This window comes from Stenotrophomonas maltophilia (assembly GCF_001274595.1).
Classification (GTDB): domain Bacteria; phylum Pseudomonadota; class Gammaproteobacteria; order Xanthomonadales; family Xanthomonadaceae; genus Stenotrophomonas; species Stenotrophomonas forensis.
In genome coordinates this window covers 4709156-4725880 of the sequence record NZ_CP011010.1, presented here as the reverse complement: position 1 = coordinate 4725880, position 16725 = coordinate 4709156, and the positions used below count along the sequence as shown (strand labels likewise).

Genomic DNA, 16725 nt, shown 5'->3' with positions numbered 1-16725 from the left:
TCCTCCCGGGTACGGAATGCCCCGCAGGTCGGCCGTTATACTAGCGCACCCCCCTTGCCGGCCAAGAATCGTCCGCATGTCCGCGACCCCGACCGTTCCGATCACCTTCCAGGGCCTGATCCAGACCCTGAACCAGTTCTGGGCCCAGCAGGGCTGCGTGCTCATCCAGCCGCTCGACCTGGAGGTGGGCGCCGGTACCTTCCACCCGGCCACCTTCCTGCGTGCGATCGGTCCGGAAGGCTGGAACGCGGCCTACGTGCAGCCCTCGCGCCGCCCGACCGACGGCCGCTACGGCGAGAACCCGAACCGCCTGCAGCGCTACTACCAGTACCAGGTGGCGATGAAGCCGGCACCGGACAACATCCAGCAGCTGTACCTGGATTCGCTGAAGGCGCTGGGCATCGATCCGCTGGTGCACGACCTGCGCTTCGTCGAGGACAACTGGGAATCGCCGACGCTGGGTGCCTGGGGCCTGGGCTGGGAAGTCTGGCTCAACGGCATGGAAGTGACCCAGTTCACCTACTTCCAGCAGGCCGGTGGCCTGGAATGCCGCCCGGTGCTGGGCGAGATCACCTATGGTCTCGAGCGCCTGTGCATGTACCTGCAGAACTGCGACAACGTCTACGACCTGGTCTGGACCTACGGCCCGGACGGCCAGCCGGTGACCTACGGTGACGTCTACCACCAGAACGAGGTGGAGCAGAGCACCTACAACTTCGAATATGCCGACGTGGACGAACTGTTCCACCGCTTCGATGCCTGCGAGCGCGAAGCGCAGAAGCTGGTGGAAGTGAACCTGCCGCTGCCGGCCTACGAGCAGGTGATGAAGGCCAGCCACACCTTCAACCTGCTCGATGCGCGCCGCGCGATCAGCGTGACCGAGCGCCAGCGCTACATCCTGCGCGTGCGCGCGCTGGCCCAGGCGGTGGCCAAGGCCTACTACGAGCAGCGCGAGAAGCTGGGCTTCCCGGGCGCCAAGAAGGCCTGACCGCCGCTCTCCCCCTTACTCCGGGGCGCCGGACGCGTCGCGCGCTGCGCCCCCACCACAGGATTGAAACGATGAGCCAACTGTCCCCCCTGCTGATCGAACTGGGCACCGAGGAGCTGCCGGTCAAGGCGCTGCCGGGCCTGGCCCAGGCCTTCTTCGATGGCGTTGTCGACGGCCTGCGCAAGCGCGGCGTCGCGCTGGAGCTGGGCGATGCACGCCCGTTGTCGACCCCGCGCCGGTTGGCCGTGCTGCTGCCGGGCGTTGGCCTGGAACAGCCGGAACAGCACAGCGAAGTGCTGGGCCCGTACCTGAACATCGCGCTGGACGCCGAAGGCCAGCCGACCAAGGCCCTGCAGGGCTTCGCCGCCAAGGCCGGGATCGACTGGACCGCGCTGGAGAAGACCACCGACAACAAGGGTGAGCGCTTCGTGCACCGTGCGGTGACGCCGGGCGCGAGCACCGCCAGCCTGCTGCCGGAGATCCTGCGCGAGGCGATCGCGGCGATGCCGATTCCCAAGCCGATGCGCTGGGGCGACCACGCCTGGGGCTTTGCGCGCCCGGCGCACTGGCTGGTGCTGCTGCACGGTGCCAACGTGGTCGAGGCCGAACTGTTCGGCCTGCAGGCTGGCCGTGTCAGCCGTGGCCATCGTTTCCACCACGACCAGGCCGTGTCGCTGGCACAGCCGCAGGATTACGTGGAAGCCCTGCGCGCCGCGTTCGTGCTGGTCGACCCGAGCGAGCGCCGCGCGCGCATCGTCGCCGAGGTCGAGGCCGCTGCGGCCAAGGCCGGCGGCAGCGCCCGCATCACCGAGGACAACCTGGATCAGGTGGTGAACCTGGTCGAGTGGCCGTCGGCGGTGCTGTGCAGCTTCGAGCGCGCGTTCCTGGCGGTGCCGCAGGAAGCGCTGATCGAGACGATGGAGATCAACCAGAAGTTCTTCCCGGTGCTGGATGACAACGGCACGCTGACCGAGAAGTTCATCGGCATCGCCAACATCGAATCGAAGGACGTGGCCGAAGTGGCCAAGGGCTACGAGCGCGTGATCCGCCCGCGCTTCGCCGATGCCAAGTTCTTCTTCGACGAAGACCTGAAGCAGGGCCTGGCGTCGATGGGCGAGGGCCTGAAGACGGTGACCTACCAGGCCAAGCTGGGCAGCGTGGCCGACAAGGTCGCCCGCGTGGCCGCCCTGGCCGAGGTGATCGCGCCGCAGGTTGGCGCCGACGCTGCGCAGGCACGGCGTGCCGCCGAACTGGCGAAGAACGACCTGCAATCGCGCATGGTCAACGAATTCCCGGAACTGCAGGGCATCGCCGGCCGCCACTACGCCGTGGCCGGTGGCGAATCGGCCGAGGTCGCGCTGGCCATCGACGAGGCCTACCAGCCGCGCTTCGGTGGCGATGACATCGCGCTGTCGGCGCTGGGCAAGGTGCTGGCGATTGCTGAACGCGTGGACACGCTGGCCGGTGGTTTCGCCGCAGGCCTGAAGCCGACCGGCAACAAGGACCCGTTCGCCCTGCGCCGCAACGCGCTGGGCCTGGCCCGCACGATCATCGAGAGCGGCTTCGAGCTGGACCTGCGCGCGCTGCTGGCCAGCGCCAACGCCGGCCTGGCCGCGCGCAACGTGCAGGTCGACGTCGGCGAGCTGTACGACTTCATCCTCGACCGCCTGAAGGGCTACTACGCCGACAAGGGCGTGCCGGCCACGCACTTCAATGCGGTGGCCGAGCTGAAGCCGGCCTCGCTGTATGACTTCGACCGCCGCCTGGATGCGATCGGCACCTTCGCTGCGCTGCCGGAAGCCGAGGCGCTGGCCGCGGCCAACAAGCGCATCCGCAACATCCTGCGCAAGGCCGAGGGCGACATTCCGGCCCAGATCGACCCGGCGCTGCTGCAGGAAGACGCCGAGCGCGCGCTGGCTGAAGCCGTCACCGCGGCCATCGACGACACCGGCGCCAGCCTGCAGCACAAGGACTACGTGGCCGTGCTGGCCCGCCTGGCCCGGCTGCGCCCGCAGGTCGATGCCTTCTTCGATGGCGTGATGGTCAATGCCGAGGATCCGGCGCTGCGTGGCAACCGCCTGGCGCTGCTGACGATGCTGGGTGAGCGCCTGGGCAAGGTCGCGGCGATCGAGCATCTGTCGAGCTGATGCCCGTATCGGTAGTGCCGGCCGCTGGCCGGCATTGCCACCGCGCATCGGATCGATCTGTGGGTTGCCGGCCAGCGGCCGGCACTACCGGATCACCGCCGGCGGATGTCCATCGGGGTCATTGCCGGCATCGCGGACGATGCCGGCTTCCTCATCGGCATTTACGATGATCGCCACAAAGGCGCGTATTTTGACCGCCACTTAACAACCGATCCCGAATGACGTGATGCATTTCGCATCGTCACCTCCGGTCGGTATGCTGTGCCGCATGCAGCCAAAGAAATACGCCCTGCCGCTGATGGTCCTGTCGTTGGCCGCCACTTCCGTGGCCCACGCGCGCGGCACCATCGACAAGGTGGACATCAAGGGATTGGACAAGGGCGACGACGCCGCAATCATCGAGAACATCCAGGAATCGCTGTCGCTGTACGACACGATCGGCAAGGAGCAGGGCGAGTCGCGCCTGGAGTACCTGTTGTCGCAGGCCGAGCGGCAGACCCGCCAGGCACTGGAACCGTTCGGGTACTACAACCCGGTGATCAAGGTCGAGGCGCCGCGCGTGGACGAGCACGTGCGCGTGCTGATCCATGTCGACAAGGGTGCGCCGGTCACCGTGCGCCGCGAGCACATCGACATCACCGGCCCGGCGATCTACGACCAGTACCTGCAGGACGACCTGGCTGCGTTCAAGCCGCGCAAGGGCCAGCGCTTCGTGCATACCCAGTACGAAGCCAGCAAGATCACCATCACCCGCCGCCTGGCCGAACGTGGCTACTTCGACGCCGACTACACCCAGCGCCAGGTGCAGATCACCCGCGCCGACAATGCTGCAGACATCGACCTGACCTGGGACAGTGGCCGCCGCTACAACATGGGCCCGGTGCGTTTCGAACAGGACTACTTCGTCGACAAGCTGTTCGACCCGCTGGTGTACTGGGACCAGGGCAGCTACTACCACGAGGGCAAGCTGGATCGCCTGCGGCAGTCGTTGACCAAGCTGGACTATTTCAGCGTGATCGACATCCAGCCGCGTCCGGACCAGGCCGACGCGAACGGCGACGTGCCGGTGGACGTGAAGCTGACCCGCGCCAAGCGCACCATCTACACCGCCGGCCTGAGCTACGGCAGCGAGAGCGGCCCGGGTGTGCGCGGTGGCATCGAGCGGCGGTTCCTGAACAACCGCGGCCACAAGATGAACACGCAGCTGGACTATGCGCAGAAGCGCAAGAGCCTGGTCACCAGCTACCGCATCCCGGCGTTCAACTGGCTCGACGGCTGGTACACCTTCGCCGCCAGCGCGTATGACGAACAGACCGATTACATCGATCTGCGCAACTTCAAGCTGATCGCCAGCCGCAGCGGCGAGATCAACGAGCACTGGACCGCGATCGCCTCGGTCAACGCGCTGCGCGAGCGCTGGCGCTACGCCTCCGGCACCGAATTCACCGATGCGGTCTACAACACCTCGACGCTGGTGTACCCGCAGATGGTGGCCGACTACGTCAACGTTGACGACCAGATGTTCCCGCGCAAGGGCATCAGCGGCACCGCGACGCTACGGACCGGCATCGAGGGCGTCGGTTCGGATACCAGCTTCGTGCAGGCCAATGCCGTGCTGCGCTGGTACATCCCGGTGGGCGAAAGCAACCGCCTGATCCTGCGCGGCGAGGGCGGCACCACCTGGACCAGCGACCTGGTGGCGATGCCACCGAGCCTGCGCTACTTCGCCGGCGGCGACCGCAGCATCCGCGGCTACGCCTACCGCGAGGTCGGCCCGCGTACGCCTGCGCCGGACAAGTACGCACTGGGCGCCAAGAACCTGGTGATCGGCTCGGCCGAGTACGAGCACTACTTCAATGGCGGCCCATGGGGCGCGGCGGTGTTCGTCGATACCGGCAGCGCCTTCGACAACACCATTGATCTGCACACTGGCGTCGGCTTCGGCGTGCGCTGGAAATCGCCGGTCGGCCCGGTACGCATCGACGTGGCGCACGGCCTGAACAACCCGGATTCGCAGTTCCAGCTGTACCTGAACATCGGAGCGGACCTGTGAGCACGCCCGCACCCACGCCGACCCCGAACACGCCGCCGCGCGTGCGCTTCTACCGCCGCCGCCGCTTCTGGGCATGGTCCGGCGCCGGCGTGATCGGCCTGGTGCTGCTGGCCCTGCTGGCGGTGTACTGGCTGCTGCAGACCGTGGCCGGCCGCGATGTGCTGCTGGCGCAGGTGGTGGCACGGCTGCCGGTCGGCGCCAGCTTCACCTGGGACAAGGTGGACGGCCCGGTGGCCGGTCCGCTGACCCTGTACAACGTCGACTTCCGCTATGACGACATCCATTTCCACGCCGAGCGCGCGCACCTGGAGCCGGACCTGCGGCCGTTGCTGGGCCGCAAGCTGCTGCTGGACAAGCTGGAACTGACCAACGCGACGTTGAACCTGGCCAAGAGTGACGAGCCGTTCAAGCTGCCGTCGTGGCCGGATTCGCTGCCGCAGATCGAGATGCCGCTGGCGATCCAGGCCGACGCCATTGCCATCGATGGCTTCCGCATCAGCCAGGCCAACGAGCCGGTGATCGACATCAGCCGCGTGCGCGGTGGCATCGAAATCGCCAACGGCGAATTCCAGGCGCACAAGCTGGTCGTGGACAGCGACATGGGCAATTTCACCGCCCAGGGCCGCTACATCCCGGCCAAGGACTACGACACCGACGTGACGGTCACGGCGGTGCTGCCGGCCCCGCGTGGGCGCACTGCGGCGACGGTCGGGCTGGTGGCACGCGGCGACCTTGCGCACATGGAGGTGGCGGTGGCCGGGCGTGCACCGAAGCCGCTGCATGCGATGCTGGTGTTCGACGGGCGGACCGATCCGAGCTGGAATGCCAGCATCCGCAGTGACGAACTGGATCTGGCGCTGTTGTCGCCGGCATTGGCCAGCTCGGCGATCGCGCCGCTGGCGCTGGACTTCACCGCTGCCGGCAAGGGCGGCAACGCCAACCTGCGCGGCAAGGTGAAGCAGGGGGACCAGGAACTGGAACTGGCACCGTCGGTGGTGTCGCTGCAGGACCAGGTGCTGAAGGTCTCGCCGCTGCTGGTGAAGGGCCTGGGGGGCGAAGCCCGGCTGGAGGGCACCGCCGATTTCAGCCAGGAAGACCAGCAGAAGCTCAATTTCTCGGTGGTCGCGCGGAACCTGACCTATGTGCCGGCCGCGGACCCGAACACCGCCGGCAGCGCGCCGGTACCGGTGACGCTGAAGGAAGCACGCTTCGGCCTGGCCGGCACGCTGAAGGCATGGGCGGCGATTGGCCGCGCCGAGGTCGAACGCGAAAAGCAGAAGGCACAGCTGCGCTTCGACGTGCGTGGCAATGACCAGGCCGCGTCGATCCACCAGCTGCAGGCGCAGACCCCGGGTGGCCAGCTGCAGGTGGAAGGCCAGGTCGCTTGGGCGCCACAGCTGGACTGGGACGCCAAGGCTGCACTGAAGGACTTCGACCCCGGCTATTTCGTGCCGGGCTGGAATGGCCGCCTGTCCGGCAACCTGGCCTCCAAGGGGCGCCAGCTGCCGCCGCCGGCCAATGCCGCACCGGGCACGGCCGGCACGCTGGAAGCGACGGTGGATCTGCCGTCGCTGAAGGGCATCCTGCGCCAGCGCAACCTCGACGCACAGGGCAAGTTCGCGCTGCAGGGCGAGCAGGGCCAGGGCGACCTGAAGCTGGCGCTGGGCAGCAGCCGGGTCACCGCTTCGGGCAAGGTCGGTGATCGTCTCGACATCGATGCACGCTTCGAACCTTTGCAGCTGAGCGATCTGCTGCCGGGCGCCGATGGTGGCCTGCGTGGCCAGGTGCAGGTGAAGGGCCCGCGCGATGCGCCGGACATCACCGCCGACCTGATCGGCAACAACCTCAACTGGGATGGCTACGGCGCCGAGAGCGTAAGCATCAAGGGCCACCTGCCGTGGCGCGGCGACAGCGGCACGCTGGCGGTGCAGGGCCAACAGGTCAACGCCGGCATGCTGCTGGAACGGCTGAACATCGACGCGCAGGGCAGTGTGTCCAATCTGCGGCTGGCCGCGCAGACCCGCAACGACATGGGCGCGATCGAGCTGCAGGGCAGCGTGCGCCAGCAGGGCGCGCAGTGGCGTGGCGAGCTGGCATCGCTGCGCATCGCACCGGTGAAGGGCGATGCCTGGTCGCTGCGTGCGCCGGCCGCGTTCGCGATCAACGGCAGCACCTACACCCTGTCCGAAGCCTGCCTGGCCGCCGCCAGCAGTGGCGCGCTGTGCGCCCAGGCAAACTGGCCGCGCGAGGGCCTGGTGGTGCGCAGTGATGCGCTGCCGCTGGCGCTGGTGCAGCCATGGCTGCCGCCGCAGTCCGGCCGCCGCATCTACCTGCGCGGTGATGTCAGCCTGGACGCGCAGATCCGCCCGCGCGGCAATGCCTGGGAAGGCCATGTGGAAGTGCGCTCGAAGGAAGGCGGCGTGCGCCTGGGCGAGAACCGCACCACGGTGGGCGATGCGTCCCGTGGCGAGCTGGTGCGCTATGACCAGTTCTCGCTGAAACTGGACATGACCCCGGCCAGCATCAAGGGCTATCTGGGCATGGGCTTCCAGGGCAACGGCTTCGTCGATGCCAAGATGCAGACCGGCTGGGAAGCCAGTGCGCCGTTGAACGGCGAGCTCTACCTCAACATGTCGCGGCTGTACTGGCTGGAGCTGTTCTCGCCGGACATCGTGCGCCCGACCGGCCTGATCGAAGGCCACGTCAGCCTGCGCGGCACCCGTGGCCAGCCATCGCTGGGCGGTGACGCGCAGCTGAGCAACTTCAAGGGTGAATTCCCGGCGCTGGGCCTGACCTTCGACCAGGGCAAGGGCAGCTTCGTGGCCCAGCCTGATGGCTCGGCCAGGATCACCGCGCAGGCCAATTCCGGCCAGGGCACGCTGTACGTGGATGGCGGCCTGTCGTGGTTCGGTGATGCACAGCCGCTGCAGTTGAAGATCCACGGCGACAACGTGCTGCTGTCCAACACCAGCGAACTGCGCATCGTCGCCAATCCCAACCTCGATTTCACCCTGGCCAAGGCGGCAATGGAGCTGCGTGGCACCGTGCATGTGCCCGAGGCCGATATCGACCTCGAACGCCTGGACCGCGGCACCTCGGTGTCCGAAGACGTGGTGGTGCTCGATCCGGTCGATCCGGAAGAGTCGCGCACCTCGCCACTGGACATGGACCTGACGGTCAGCCTCGGCGACAAGGTGAAGATGACCGGCTTCGGCCTGAAGGGCGCGCTGACCGGCAAGATGCAGGTCTGGGCCAAGCCCGGCCGCGAGATGACCGCCAACGGTGGCCTGGAAGTGAGCGGGCGCTACAAGGCGTATGGGCAGGACCTGACCATCACCCGCGGCAACCTGACCTGGAACTACAACGCGGTCTCCGACCCGCGCATCAACATCCGTGCCGAGCGCCGGGTCGGTGATGTCACGGCCGGCATCGACGTCACCGGGCGTGCGCAGCAACCGCGTGCGGACGTGTGGTCCGAGCCGGCGATGTCGCAGTCCGAGGCGCTGGCCTACCTGGTGCTGGGCCGCAGCCTGACCGGCGCCAGCAGCGACCAGACCCAGCAGGTCAACGCGGCCTCGGCGGCACTCTCTGCAGGCAGTGGCCTGCTGGCCTCGCAGCTGGGCGCCAAGCTGGGCCTGGACGACGCCGGCGTGAGCCAGTCGCGCGCGCTGGGAGGCTCGGTGATCGGCGTCGGCAAGTACATCTCGCCCAAGCTGTACGTCGGCTACGGCGTGTCGCTGGTCGGTGCCGGTTCGGTGATCACGCTGAAGTACCTGCTGCGCCGCGGCTTCGACGTGGAAGTGGAATCGAGCACGGTGGAAAACCGCGGTTCGATCAACTGGCGACGGGAGAAATAACGATCCGGTAGTGCCGGCCGCTGGCCGGCAGCTGCACCGTATCTCCCGGGTTGCGAGGGTTGCCGGCCAGCGGCCGGCACGACCGTGCACGTCGACCCAACCATCGGCCGTTGCCCCGGCCGCCCCCAGCGGCTATGGTCCCGGGCTGTTCTGTCGTACCGGATTGCCCCATGTCACCACGCAAAGCCCTTCCCACCGCCCTGGCCCTCGGCCTGACCCTCGCCGCCGGCGCCCACGCCGATGAAGGCATGTGGATGCCGACCCAGCTGCCGGAACTGGCCAAGCCGCTGCAGGCCGCAGGCTTCAAGGGCAATCCGGCCGACCTGGCCAACGTCACCGCGCCGCCGCTGAGCGCCGTCGTGCGTGCCGGTGGCGGCACCGGCTCGTTCGTGTCCGCCGACGGCCTGCTGCTGACCAACCACCACGTGGCGATGGGCGTAATCCAGTACAACAGCTCGCCCGAGCACAACCTGATCGACAACGGCTTCATCGCCAACGGCCGCGCCGATGAGCGCCCGGCCAACCCGGACTTCCGCGTGCTGGTCACCGTCGGCTTCGACAAGGTGACCGACCAGGTGCTGGCGCAGGCGCGCGGCAAGACCGGCCGTGCCTACTTCGATGCGGTGGATGCGGCCAGCAAGCAGATCGTGGCCGAGTGCGAGAAGGACGGCAGCGTGCGTTGCTCGGTGGCCAACATGTACTACGGCACCGACTTCTACCGCATCGCCCAGCTGGAACTGAGCGACGTGCGATTGGTCTACGCGCCGCCGCGTGCGATCGGCAACTACGGCGACGAGATCGACAACTTCATGTGGCCGCGCCACACCGGCGACTTCACCCTGCTGCGTGCCTACGTCGGCAAGGACGGCAAGCCGGCCGCCTACAGCAAGGACAACGTGCCCTACCAGGCACCGGCACACCTGCAGATGTCGGTGGAAGGCCCGAAGGAAGGCGACTACGCGATGCTGGCCGGTTACCCGGGCATCACCTACCGCCACCGCACCGCCGCCGAATTCGCCGGCCAGATCGATGCCGTGCTGCCGCGCCGCGTGTCGGTGTTCCAGCAGATGATCGACACCATCGAAGCCGCCAGCGCCAAGGATGCACAGGCGCGTACCCGCTACGCCTCGCAGCTGCAGTCGCTGAAGAACAACCGCAAGCGCGCCGCCGGTGAACTGGAAGGCCTGCTGCGCAGCGATGCCAAGGCCCAGCGTGCCGCCGACGAAAGCGCGATGCTGGCCGCCACCGACCGCAGGTACCAGGGTGATATCAAGGCGCTGCTGGCCAACCTGTCGCAGGGTGCGGCGGTGGGCGAGCGTGACCTGCTGCTGGACCAGATGGCGATGCAGAGCCAGCTGCTGCGCTCGGCATTGCTGCTGGAGCGCCTGCGCATTGAGTCGGCCAAGCCCGACGCGCAGCGCGAGAGCGGCTACCAGCAGCGCGACCAGGCGATGATCGAAGGCGTGCTCAAGCAGGTGCAGCGCCGCTATGCGCCGGAGGTCGAGAAGGCGCTGCTGACCACCCTGCTGACCCGCTACCAGCAGCTGCCGGATGCGCAGCGCGTGGCCGAGTTCGACGCCGCCTTCGGTCGCACCCCGCAGCAGCTGGCCAAGGCATTGGACACCCTGTACGCCGGCACCCAGCTGGGCGACGAGGCGCAGCGCCTGTCGCGCTTCGCTGCCGCCCGCGAAGGCAAGGCGCTGGCTGCCGATCCGCTGATCGCCGTGGCCGGCCCGCTGGTGGCCGCGCAGCTGCGCATCGAGAACGAGAGCAAGACCCGCGAAGGCGAGCAGCTGCGCCTGCGCCCGGCCTACATGCAGGCGCTGTTCGCCTGGCGTGCCAAGCAGGGCCGTGCGGTGTACCCGGATGCCAACCGCACCCTGCGCATCAGCTACGGCAAGGTGGAAGCACTGCATCCGCGCGATGGCGTGAGCTACTCGCCGGTGACCACCGTGGCCGGCATCGTCGAGAAGAACACCAACGCCTATCCGTTCGATGCACCCAAGCCGCTGCTGGCGGCGATCGCCAAGGGTGACTTCGGCAGCACCGCCGATCCGGCGCTGAAGACCCAGACGGTCAACTTCCTGACCAACCTGGACACCACCGGCGGCAATTCCGGCTCGCCGGTGCTCAACGCCAAGGGTGAACTGATCGGCCTGAACTTCGACAGCAACTGGGAGTCGGTCAGCGCCAGCTGGTGGTTCGACCCGCGCTACAAGCGTGCCGTGCACGTGGACATGCGCTACCTGCGCTGGCTGCTGGCCAAGGTCTACCCGGCGCCCGAGCTGCTGAAGGAAATGGGCGTGCCGGCCCAGTAAGAAGCCGGCCACGACCAACGGTCGTGGCCCGCACCGCGTAGGCCCCCACCCTGGTGGGGGTGGTTGCCCCCAACGAGCCCGTACACCCGGCCATGCCTGGCCTACACTGCGGGTTCCTCCGACGGAAACACGCGCGTGGTCTCCAGCTGGATCCTGCTGCTGGTCTCGGTTGCCTATGCCGCGCTGCTGTTCGGCGTGGCGTGGTGGGGTGACCGCCGGCCGATGTATCCCGACCGGCCATGGCTGCGGCCGGTGGTGTACAGCCTGGCGCTGGCGGTGTACTGCTCGTCGTGGACCTTCTACGGCGCGGTCGGCACCGCCGTGCGCAACGGCATCGGCTACCTGCCGATCTACATCGGCCCCTTGCTGCTGCTGTTGTTCGGCTGGCGCATCATCGAGCGCCTGGCGCTGATCGCGCGCAGCCAGAACGTGGTCTCCATCGCCGATTTCATCTCCTCGCGTTTCGGCCGCTCGCGGCGGTTGGCTGCGCTGGTGGCGATCATCGCGCTGATCGGCATCATTCCGTACCTGGCCCTGCAGTACAAAGCGGTGGCGATGAGCCTGCAGGTACTGACCGGCAACACCGGCCCGACCGGCTTCTTCAGCGACCCGGCGTTGTACGTGGCGTTGTTGATGGCGCTGTTCGCCACCCTGTTCGGTACCCGCCAGGTCGATGCCACCGAGCACCACCACGGCATGATGCTGGCCATTGCGCTGGAGTCCGTGATCAAGCTGGTGGCGATGGTGGCGGTGGGCGTGTTCGCCTACGTCTGGCTCAGCGACCGCAACGAAGCGGTGGTGGAGTCGGTGCATACGCTGTTCACCGGGCTGCCTCCGGTGGGCTTCCTGTCGCAGACGCTGCTCAGCTTCCTCGCCATCATCTGCCTGCCGCGCCAGTTCCACGTGGCGGTGGTCGAGTGCGGGGATGTACGCGACGTACGCCGTGCGCGCTGGATGTTCGGCGGCTACCTGGTACTCATCTCGGCGATGGTGCTGCCGATTGCCACCGCCGGTGTCAGCCTGTTCGGTACCGGCAGTGGCGTGGCCGATGACTCGATGGTGCTGGCCCTGCCGCTGGCGGAAGGGCGCAACACACTGGCGTTGATTGCTTACATCGGGGGCTTCTCCGCGGCGACCGGCATGGTGATCGTGTCCTCGATCGCGCTGGCCACCATGGTCAGCAACGACCTGGTGATGCCGGTACTGCTGCGCCGAAGTGGTGATCACCAGGAAGCGGCCGACGTCGCCTCGCGCGTGCTGTGGATCCGCCGGCTGGCGATCCTGCTGCTGGCGCTGATGGCCTACAGCTACTACCGCAGCAGCAGCAATGACAGCACCCTGGCCAGCTACGGCCTGATGGCGTTCGCTGCCGTGGCGCAGTTCGCACCGGGGCTGATCGGCGGCCTGTACTGGCGTGGCGCCAGCCGCCGCGGCGTCGAGGCGGGCATGCTGCTGGGCTTCGGCACGTGGTTGTACACGCTGCTGCTGCCGGCGATGACGATGGCCGGCTGGATGGACGCCGGCTGGGTGCAGAATGGCCCGTTCGGCATCACCTGGTTGCGCCCGCAGCAGTTGTTCGGCATGACCGGTTGGGACCCGCTGACCCATGGCACGTTCTGGTCACTGCTGGTCAATGCGGCGACGATGATGCTGGTGTCCGCGCGCTGGCGACCGGGCGTGGACGAGCGGCTGCGCGCCGCGCCATTCCTCGATCCGTATGCCGAGCGCCCCTCGGTGGCCGGTGGCTGGCCCGGTCATGTGCACGTGGGCGACCTGCTGGCACTGGCCTCGCGTGTGGTCGGTGAACGCCACGCGCGGCGCGCCTTCTTCGAGCAGGCGCAGTCGCTGGGGCGCGAGCTGCAGTCCTCGGCACCGGCCGACCGGCCCTGGGTGCAGTTCACCGAGCGTCTGCTGGCCGCATCGATCGGCGCGGCGTCCGCGCGCCTGCTGCTGACCAGCCTGCTGCGCGGCTCGGGCATGGACCTGGGCGAAGTGGTGGCGGTGCTGGATGAAGCCGGGCAGGAGCTGCGTTTCAACCGCGAGATCCTGTCGACCACGCTGGAGAACATCAGCGCAGGAGTCAGCGTGGTCGATCCGGACATGCGCCTGACCGCCTGGAACCGTCGTTACCAGGACATGTTCGGTTACCCCGACGGCATGCTTTACGTGGGGCGCCCGGTGGCGGACCTGATCCGCTACAACGCCGAGCGTGGCGAGCTTGGCGAGGGCGACATCGAGATCCAGATCAACCGCCGCATCGGCTACATGCGCGCCGGTTCACCACACGTGTTCGAGCGTACCCGCAGCGACGGCAAGGTGATCGAGATGCGTGGCCAGGCGCTGCCCGGTGGCGGCTACGTCACCAGCTACAACGACATCACCGATTACAAGCACGCGGAAAAAGCCCTGCTGGAAGCCAACGAGACGCTGGAACAGCGCGTGGCCGAGCGCTCGCACGAGGCCGAGGTCGCGCAGCAGTCGAAGACCCGCTTCCTGGCGGCGATCAGCCACGACGTGCTGCAACCGCTGAATGCCGCGCGCCTGTTTGCTTCCGCGCTGCGTGACAGTGACCACGTCAGTGACGAGCAGAAGCATCTGGCCGAACGCGTGGATGCCTCGCTGCGTGCCGCCGAGGAACTGCTCGATGGTCTGCTGGATGTATCGCGGCTGGATGCTGGCGGCCTGCACCCGGTGATCGGCGAGTTCGACGTGAGCGCGCTGATGCGCGAACTGGCTGCGCAATACACCCCGGTCGCCGCTGGCCGTGGCCTGCGCCTGGACCTGTTCGCGCGCCCGGCGTGGGTACGCAGCGACCGCCGCCTGTTGCGCCGCGTGCTGCAGAACTTCCTGGCCAACGCGCTGCGCTATACCCGCCAGGGCCGCATCGTGCTGGCAGTACGCCACCGTGGTGACGAAGTGGAGCTGCAGGTGTGGGATACCGGCCCCGGCATTCCCGAGCACCACATGCGGCAGATCTTCGACGAATTCCACCGCTACCAGCAGCCGTTCGACTGGGGCGAGCAGGGCCTCGGCCTGGGCCTGTCGATCTGCCAGCGCATCTCGCGCCTGCTCGACCATCGGTTGAACGCACGCAGCCGGGTCGGCAAGGGCTCGATGTTCTCGATCATCCTGCCGCGGGTGGCGCCACTGCCCGGATACACCGAGTTGGCCACGCCGGCACAGGCCGTGGCCGCACCGGTACGCAGCGATTCGCTGGCCGGGCTGCGCGTGCTGTGCGTGGACAACGACGAGGAAATCCTCGACGGCATGCGCGCGTTGCTTGGCCGCTGGCAGGTGCAGGTGATCACCGCCGCGACCGTCGACCAGGCGCTGGAGAAGATCGCCGAGCGTCCGCAGGTGATGCTGGTGGACTATCACCTGCACGACCGCATGGACGGCCTGGATGCACTGGTGGCCCTGCGCGATGCGGCGGGCTACCCACTGCCCGGTGCGCTGCTGACCGCCGACGGCCGCGATGAACTGAAGCGCATGGCGCGCGAGCGCGGCTACCGCGTGCTGACCAAACCGATCAAGCCGGCCTCGCTGCGCGCCTTCCTGGGCGCGCTGCGCGATGCGCAGTAGTGCCGGCCGCCCGGCAGTAGATCCACGCCATGCGTGGATGTGACGTCTGGTAGTGCCGGCCGCTGGCCGGCAACCACGCAATCGCGGGCGCGTTACCCCACGCCATGCAGGTGTTCGTACAGGATCGTCGCACCGATGATCACCAGGATCACGCCGCCGATGATCTCGGCGCGCTTGCCGACCATGCTGCCCAGCACGCGGCCGAGCATGATGCCGGCAGTGACCATGGTCAGCGTGCACAGGCCGATCACCGCAGCCATCACGCCGATATGCACGTCCATGAAGGCCAGGCCGATGCCCACTGCCATCGCGTCGATGCTGGTGGCAAAGCCGGTCAGCGCAAGCTTCCAGAAGCCGTGGTGCTGCGAAGGATCTTCTTCTTCCTCGGCACTGTCCGGGCGCAGGCCGTTGTAGATCATGTGGATGCCCAGCGCGCCGAGCAGACCGAAGGCGATCCAGTGGTCGAAGGCTTCGACGTACTGCAGGGCGGCACGGCCGAGCAGCCAGCCGATGATGGGCGTGATCGCTTCGATGACGCCGAAGATGATGCCGGCGCGCAGCGCATCGCGGAACACCGGCTTGCGCATGGCGGCACCCTTGCCGATCGCCGCAGCGAAGGCATCGGTGGACATGGCGAAGCCGATCAGGAGGATCGAAACAGGAGACATGGCGGCAGCGGAAGGTCGGGCTAGGACGGACGCACGGCCTGCGCTCGCGCCCAACCTGGTGTTGCGCGCGCGGGCCGCTGGTCTCGCCAACCATCATGGTTGTCCACGCCACGGCGCACTGGCCGAGTATGTTGACGTGGACGATTCCTGCGAAGGAATCCGGCTACTCCCCAAGGGGACGCGAAGCTTAGCACCGCGATCCGCGCGTGGCGCGTTTCCAACGAAACGCGCAGGCAGGGCTGGTTTGTATAGCGATGGCTATACCGCGAGCACAGCGGTGCCTGGTAGTGCCGGCCGCTGGCCGGCAGGTGCAACGTCAAAAGCGTGCCAAGCAAGCTTGGCACCTACCGGAGCGGTTTCATGCGTCTCGCGCGTTTCAGGGAATTGCCGGCCAGCGGCCGGCACGACCGTCAATCCTCTTCCGGCGGCAGCACGATGGCGTCGTCGTCGATCGCCAGCTTGCCGGCCATCAGCACCGCCTGGGTGCGGTTGGTCACGCCCAGCTTGCGCAGGATCGCAGTGACGTGCGCCTTGATCGTTGCTTCGGAGACGTTGAGGTCGTACGCGATCTGCTTGTTCAAGCGGCCGGCGCCGAGCATCTGCAGCACGCGGAACTGCTGCGGGGTCAGCTCGCGCAGGCGCTGGCCCACCTCGCGTTCCTCGCTGCCGGTGGGCGGCACGTTGTGCGCTTCCGGCGGTGCCCAGGTCTCGCCATCGAGAATGGTGCCCAGTGCATGGCCGATGGTGTCCGAGTCGGCCGACTTTGGAATGAAGCCGAGCGCGCCGTGGTCGAGCGCGCGGCGCATCACCGTGGCTTCCTCGCGCGCGGACACCACCACCACCGGCAGGTGCGGGTGCAGCGAGCGCATGTGCACCAGCGCGTTGAAACCCTGCGCACCGGGCATGTTGAGATCCATCAGGACCAGGTCGGCGTCGTTGTGCTGGTCGGCCAGCGCGTACAGCGCTTCCACGCTGTCGGCTTCGAACAACTGCACGCCCGGGATGACCCGCTGCACCGCCCCACGCAGGGCTTCGCGGAACAGCGGGTGGTCATCGGCAATCAGGAGGGTGGTCATGGGTCGAGCTTATCGATCAGGAAAGGGAGCGACGTG

The 16725-nt window shown here is 67.7% G+C and carries 8 protein-coding genes and 1 riboswitch; of the genes, 6 read left to right on the top strand and 2 right to left on the bottom strand.

Features of this window, described 5'->3' with window-relative positions; all coding sequences use genetic code 11:
• Positions 1-76: 76 nt before the first annotated feature.
• The 6 genes from glyQ to VN11_RS21315 all read left to right on the top strand — a co-directional run bounded on the left by glyQ (position 77) and on the right by VN11_RS21315 (position 14945).
• A complete protein-coding gene (glyQ, locus tag VN11_RS21340; RefSeq protein WP_053451179.1) occupies positions 77-988 on the top strand; it encodes a glycine--tRNA ligase subunit alpha in 912 nt (303 codons plus the stop codon).
• A gap of 71 nt (positions 989-1059) precedes the next feature.
• On the top strand, positions 1060-3135 hold the full coding sequence (gene glyS, locus VN11_RS21335) for a glycine--tRNA ligase subunit beta (RefSeq protein WP_053451178.1): 2076 nt from the start codon (positions 1060-1062) through the stop codon (positions 3133-3135).
• A gap of 256 nt (positions 3136-3391) precedes the next feature.
• Entirely contained in the window at positions 3392-5188 is a 1797-nt protein-coding gene (locus VN11_RS21330; RefSeq protein ID WP_080374988.1) for an autotransporter assembly complex protein TamA, read from the top strand.
• Entirely contained in the window at positions 5185-9045 is a 3861-nt protein-coding gene (locus VN11_RS21325) for a translocation/assembly module TamB domain-containing protein (protein WP_053451177.1), read from the top strand. Before VN11_RS21330 ends, VN11_RS21325 begins: the two co-directional genes overlap by 4 nt.
• A 170-nt stretch (positions 9046-9215) precedes the next feature.
• Complete coding sequence (locus tag VN11_RS21320) at positions 9216-11363, top strand: S46 family peptidase (RefSeq protein WP_053451176.1); 2148 nt, start codon at positions 9216-9218, stop codon at positions 11361-11363.
• A 135-nt stretch (positions 11364-11498) separates the two neighbouring features.
• Positions 11499-14945, top strand: a complete 3447-nt coding sequence (locus VN11_RS21315; protein ID WP_053451175.1) for a hybrid sensor histidine kinase/response regulator — start codon at positions 11499-11501, stop codon at positions 14943-14945.
• A 92-nt stretch (positions 14946-15037) separates the two neighbouring features.
• On the opposite strand, the gene VN11_RS21310 is transcribed toward VN11_RS21315, so the two are convergent.
• Positions 15038-15613, bottom strand: a complete 576-nt coding sequence (locus tag VN11_RS21310; RefSeq protein WP_008264753.1) for a manganese efflux pump MntP family protein — start codon at positions 15611-15613, stop codon at positions 15038-15040.
• A gap of 88 nt (positions 15614-15701) precedes the next feature.
• Positions 15702-15791: riboswitch (yybP-ykoY riboswitch) on the bottom strand.
• Between the two features lie 232 nt (positions 15792-16023).
• Complete coding sequence (locus tag VN11_RS21305) at positions 16024-16689, bottom strand: response regulator transcription factor (protein ID WP_006477308.1); 666 nt, start codon at positions 16687-16689, stop codon at positions 16024-16026.
• Positions 16690-16725: the final 36 nt, after the last annotated feature.

What these genes read in the sequence shown, in the direction of transcription:
- glyQ (WP_053451179.1), top strand. Translation starts at nt 77, where the DNA reads ATGTCCGCGACCCCGACCGTTCCGATCACCTTCCAGGGCCTGATCCAG.
- glyS (WP_053451178.1), top strand. Translation starts at nt 1,060, where the DNA reads ATGAGCCAACTGTCCCCCCTGCTGATCGAACTGGGCACCGAGGAGCTG.
- VN11_RS21330 (WP_080374988.1), top strand. Translation starts at nt 3,392, where the DNA reads ATGCTGTGCCGCATGCAGCCAAAGAAATACGCCCTGCCGCTGATGGTC.
- VN11_RS21320 (WP_053451176.1), top strand. Translation starts at nt 9,216, where the DNA reads ATGTCACCACGCAAAGCCCTTCCCACCGCCCTGGCCCTCGGCCTGACC.
- VN11_RS21310 (WP_008264753.1), bottom strand. Translation starts at nt 15,613, where the DNA reads ATGTCTCCTGTTTCGATCCTCCTGATCGGCTTCGCCATGTCCACCGAT.
- VN11_RS21305 (WP_006477308.1), bottom strand. Translation starts at nt 16,689, where the DNA reads ATGACCACCCTCCTGATTGCCGATGACCACCCGCTGTTCCGCGAAGCC.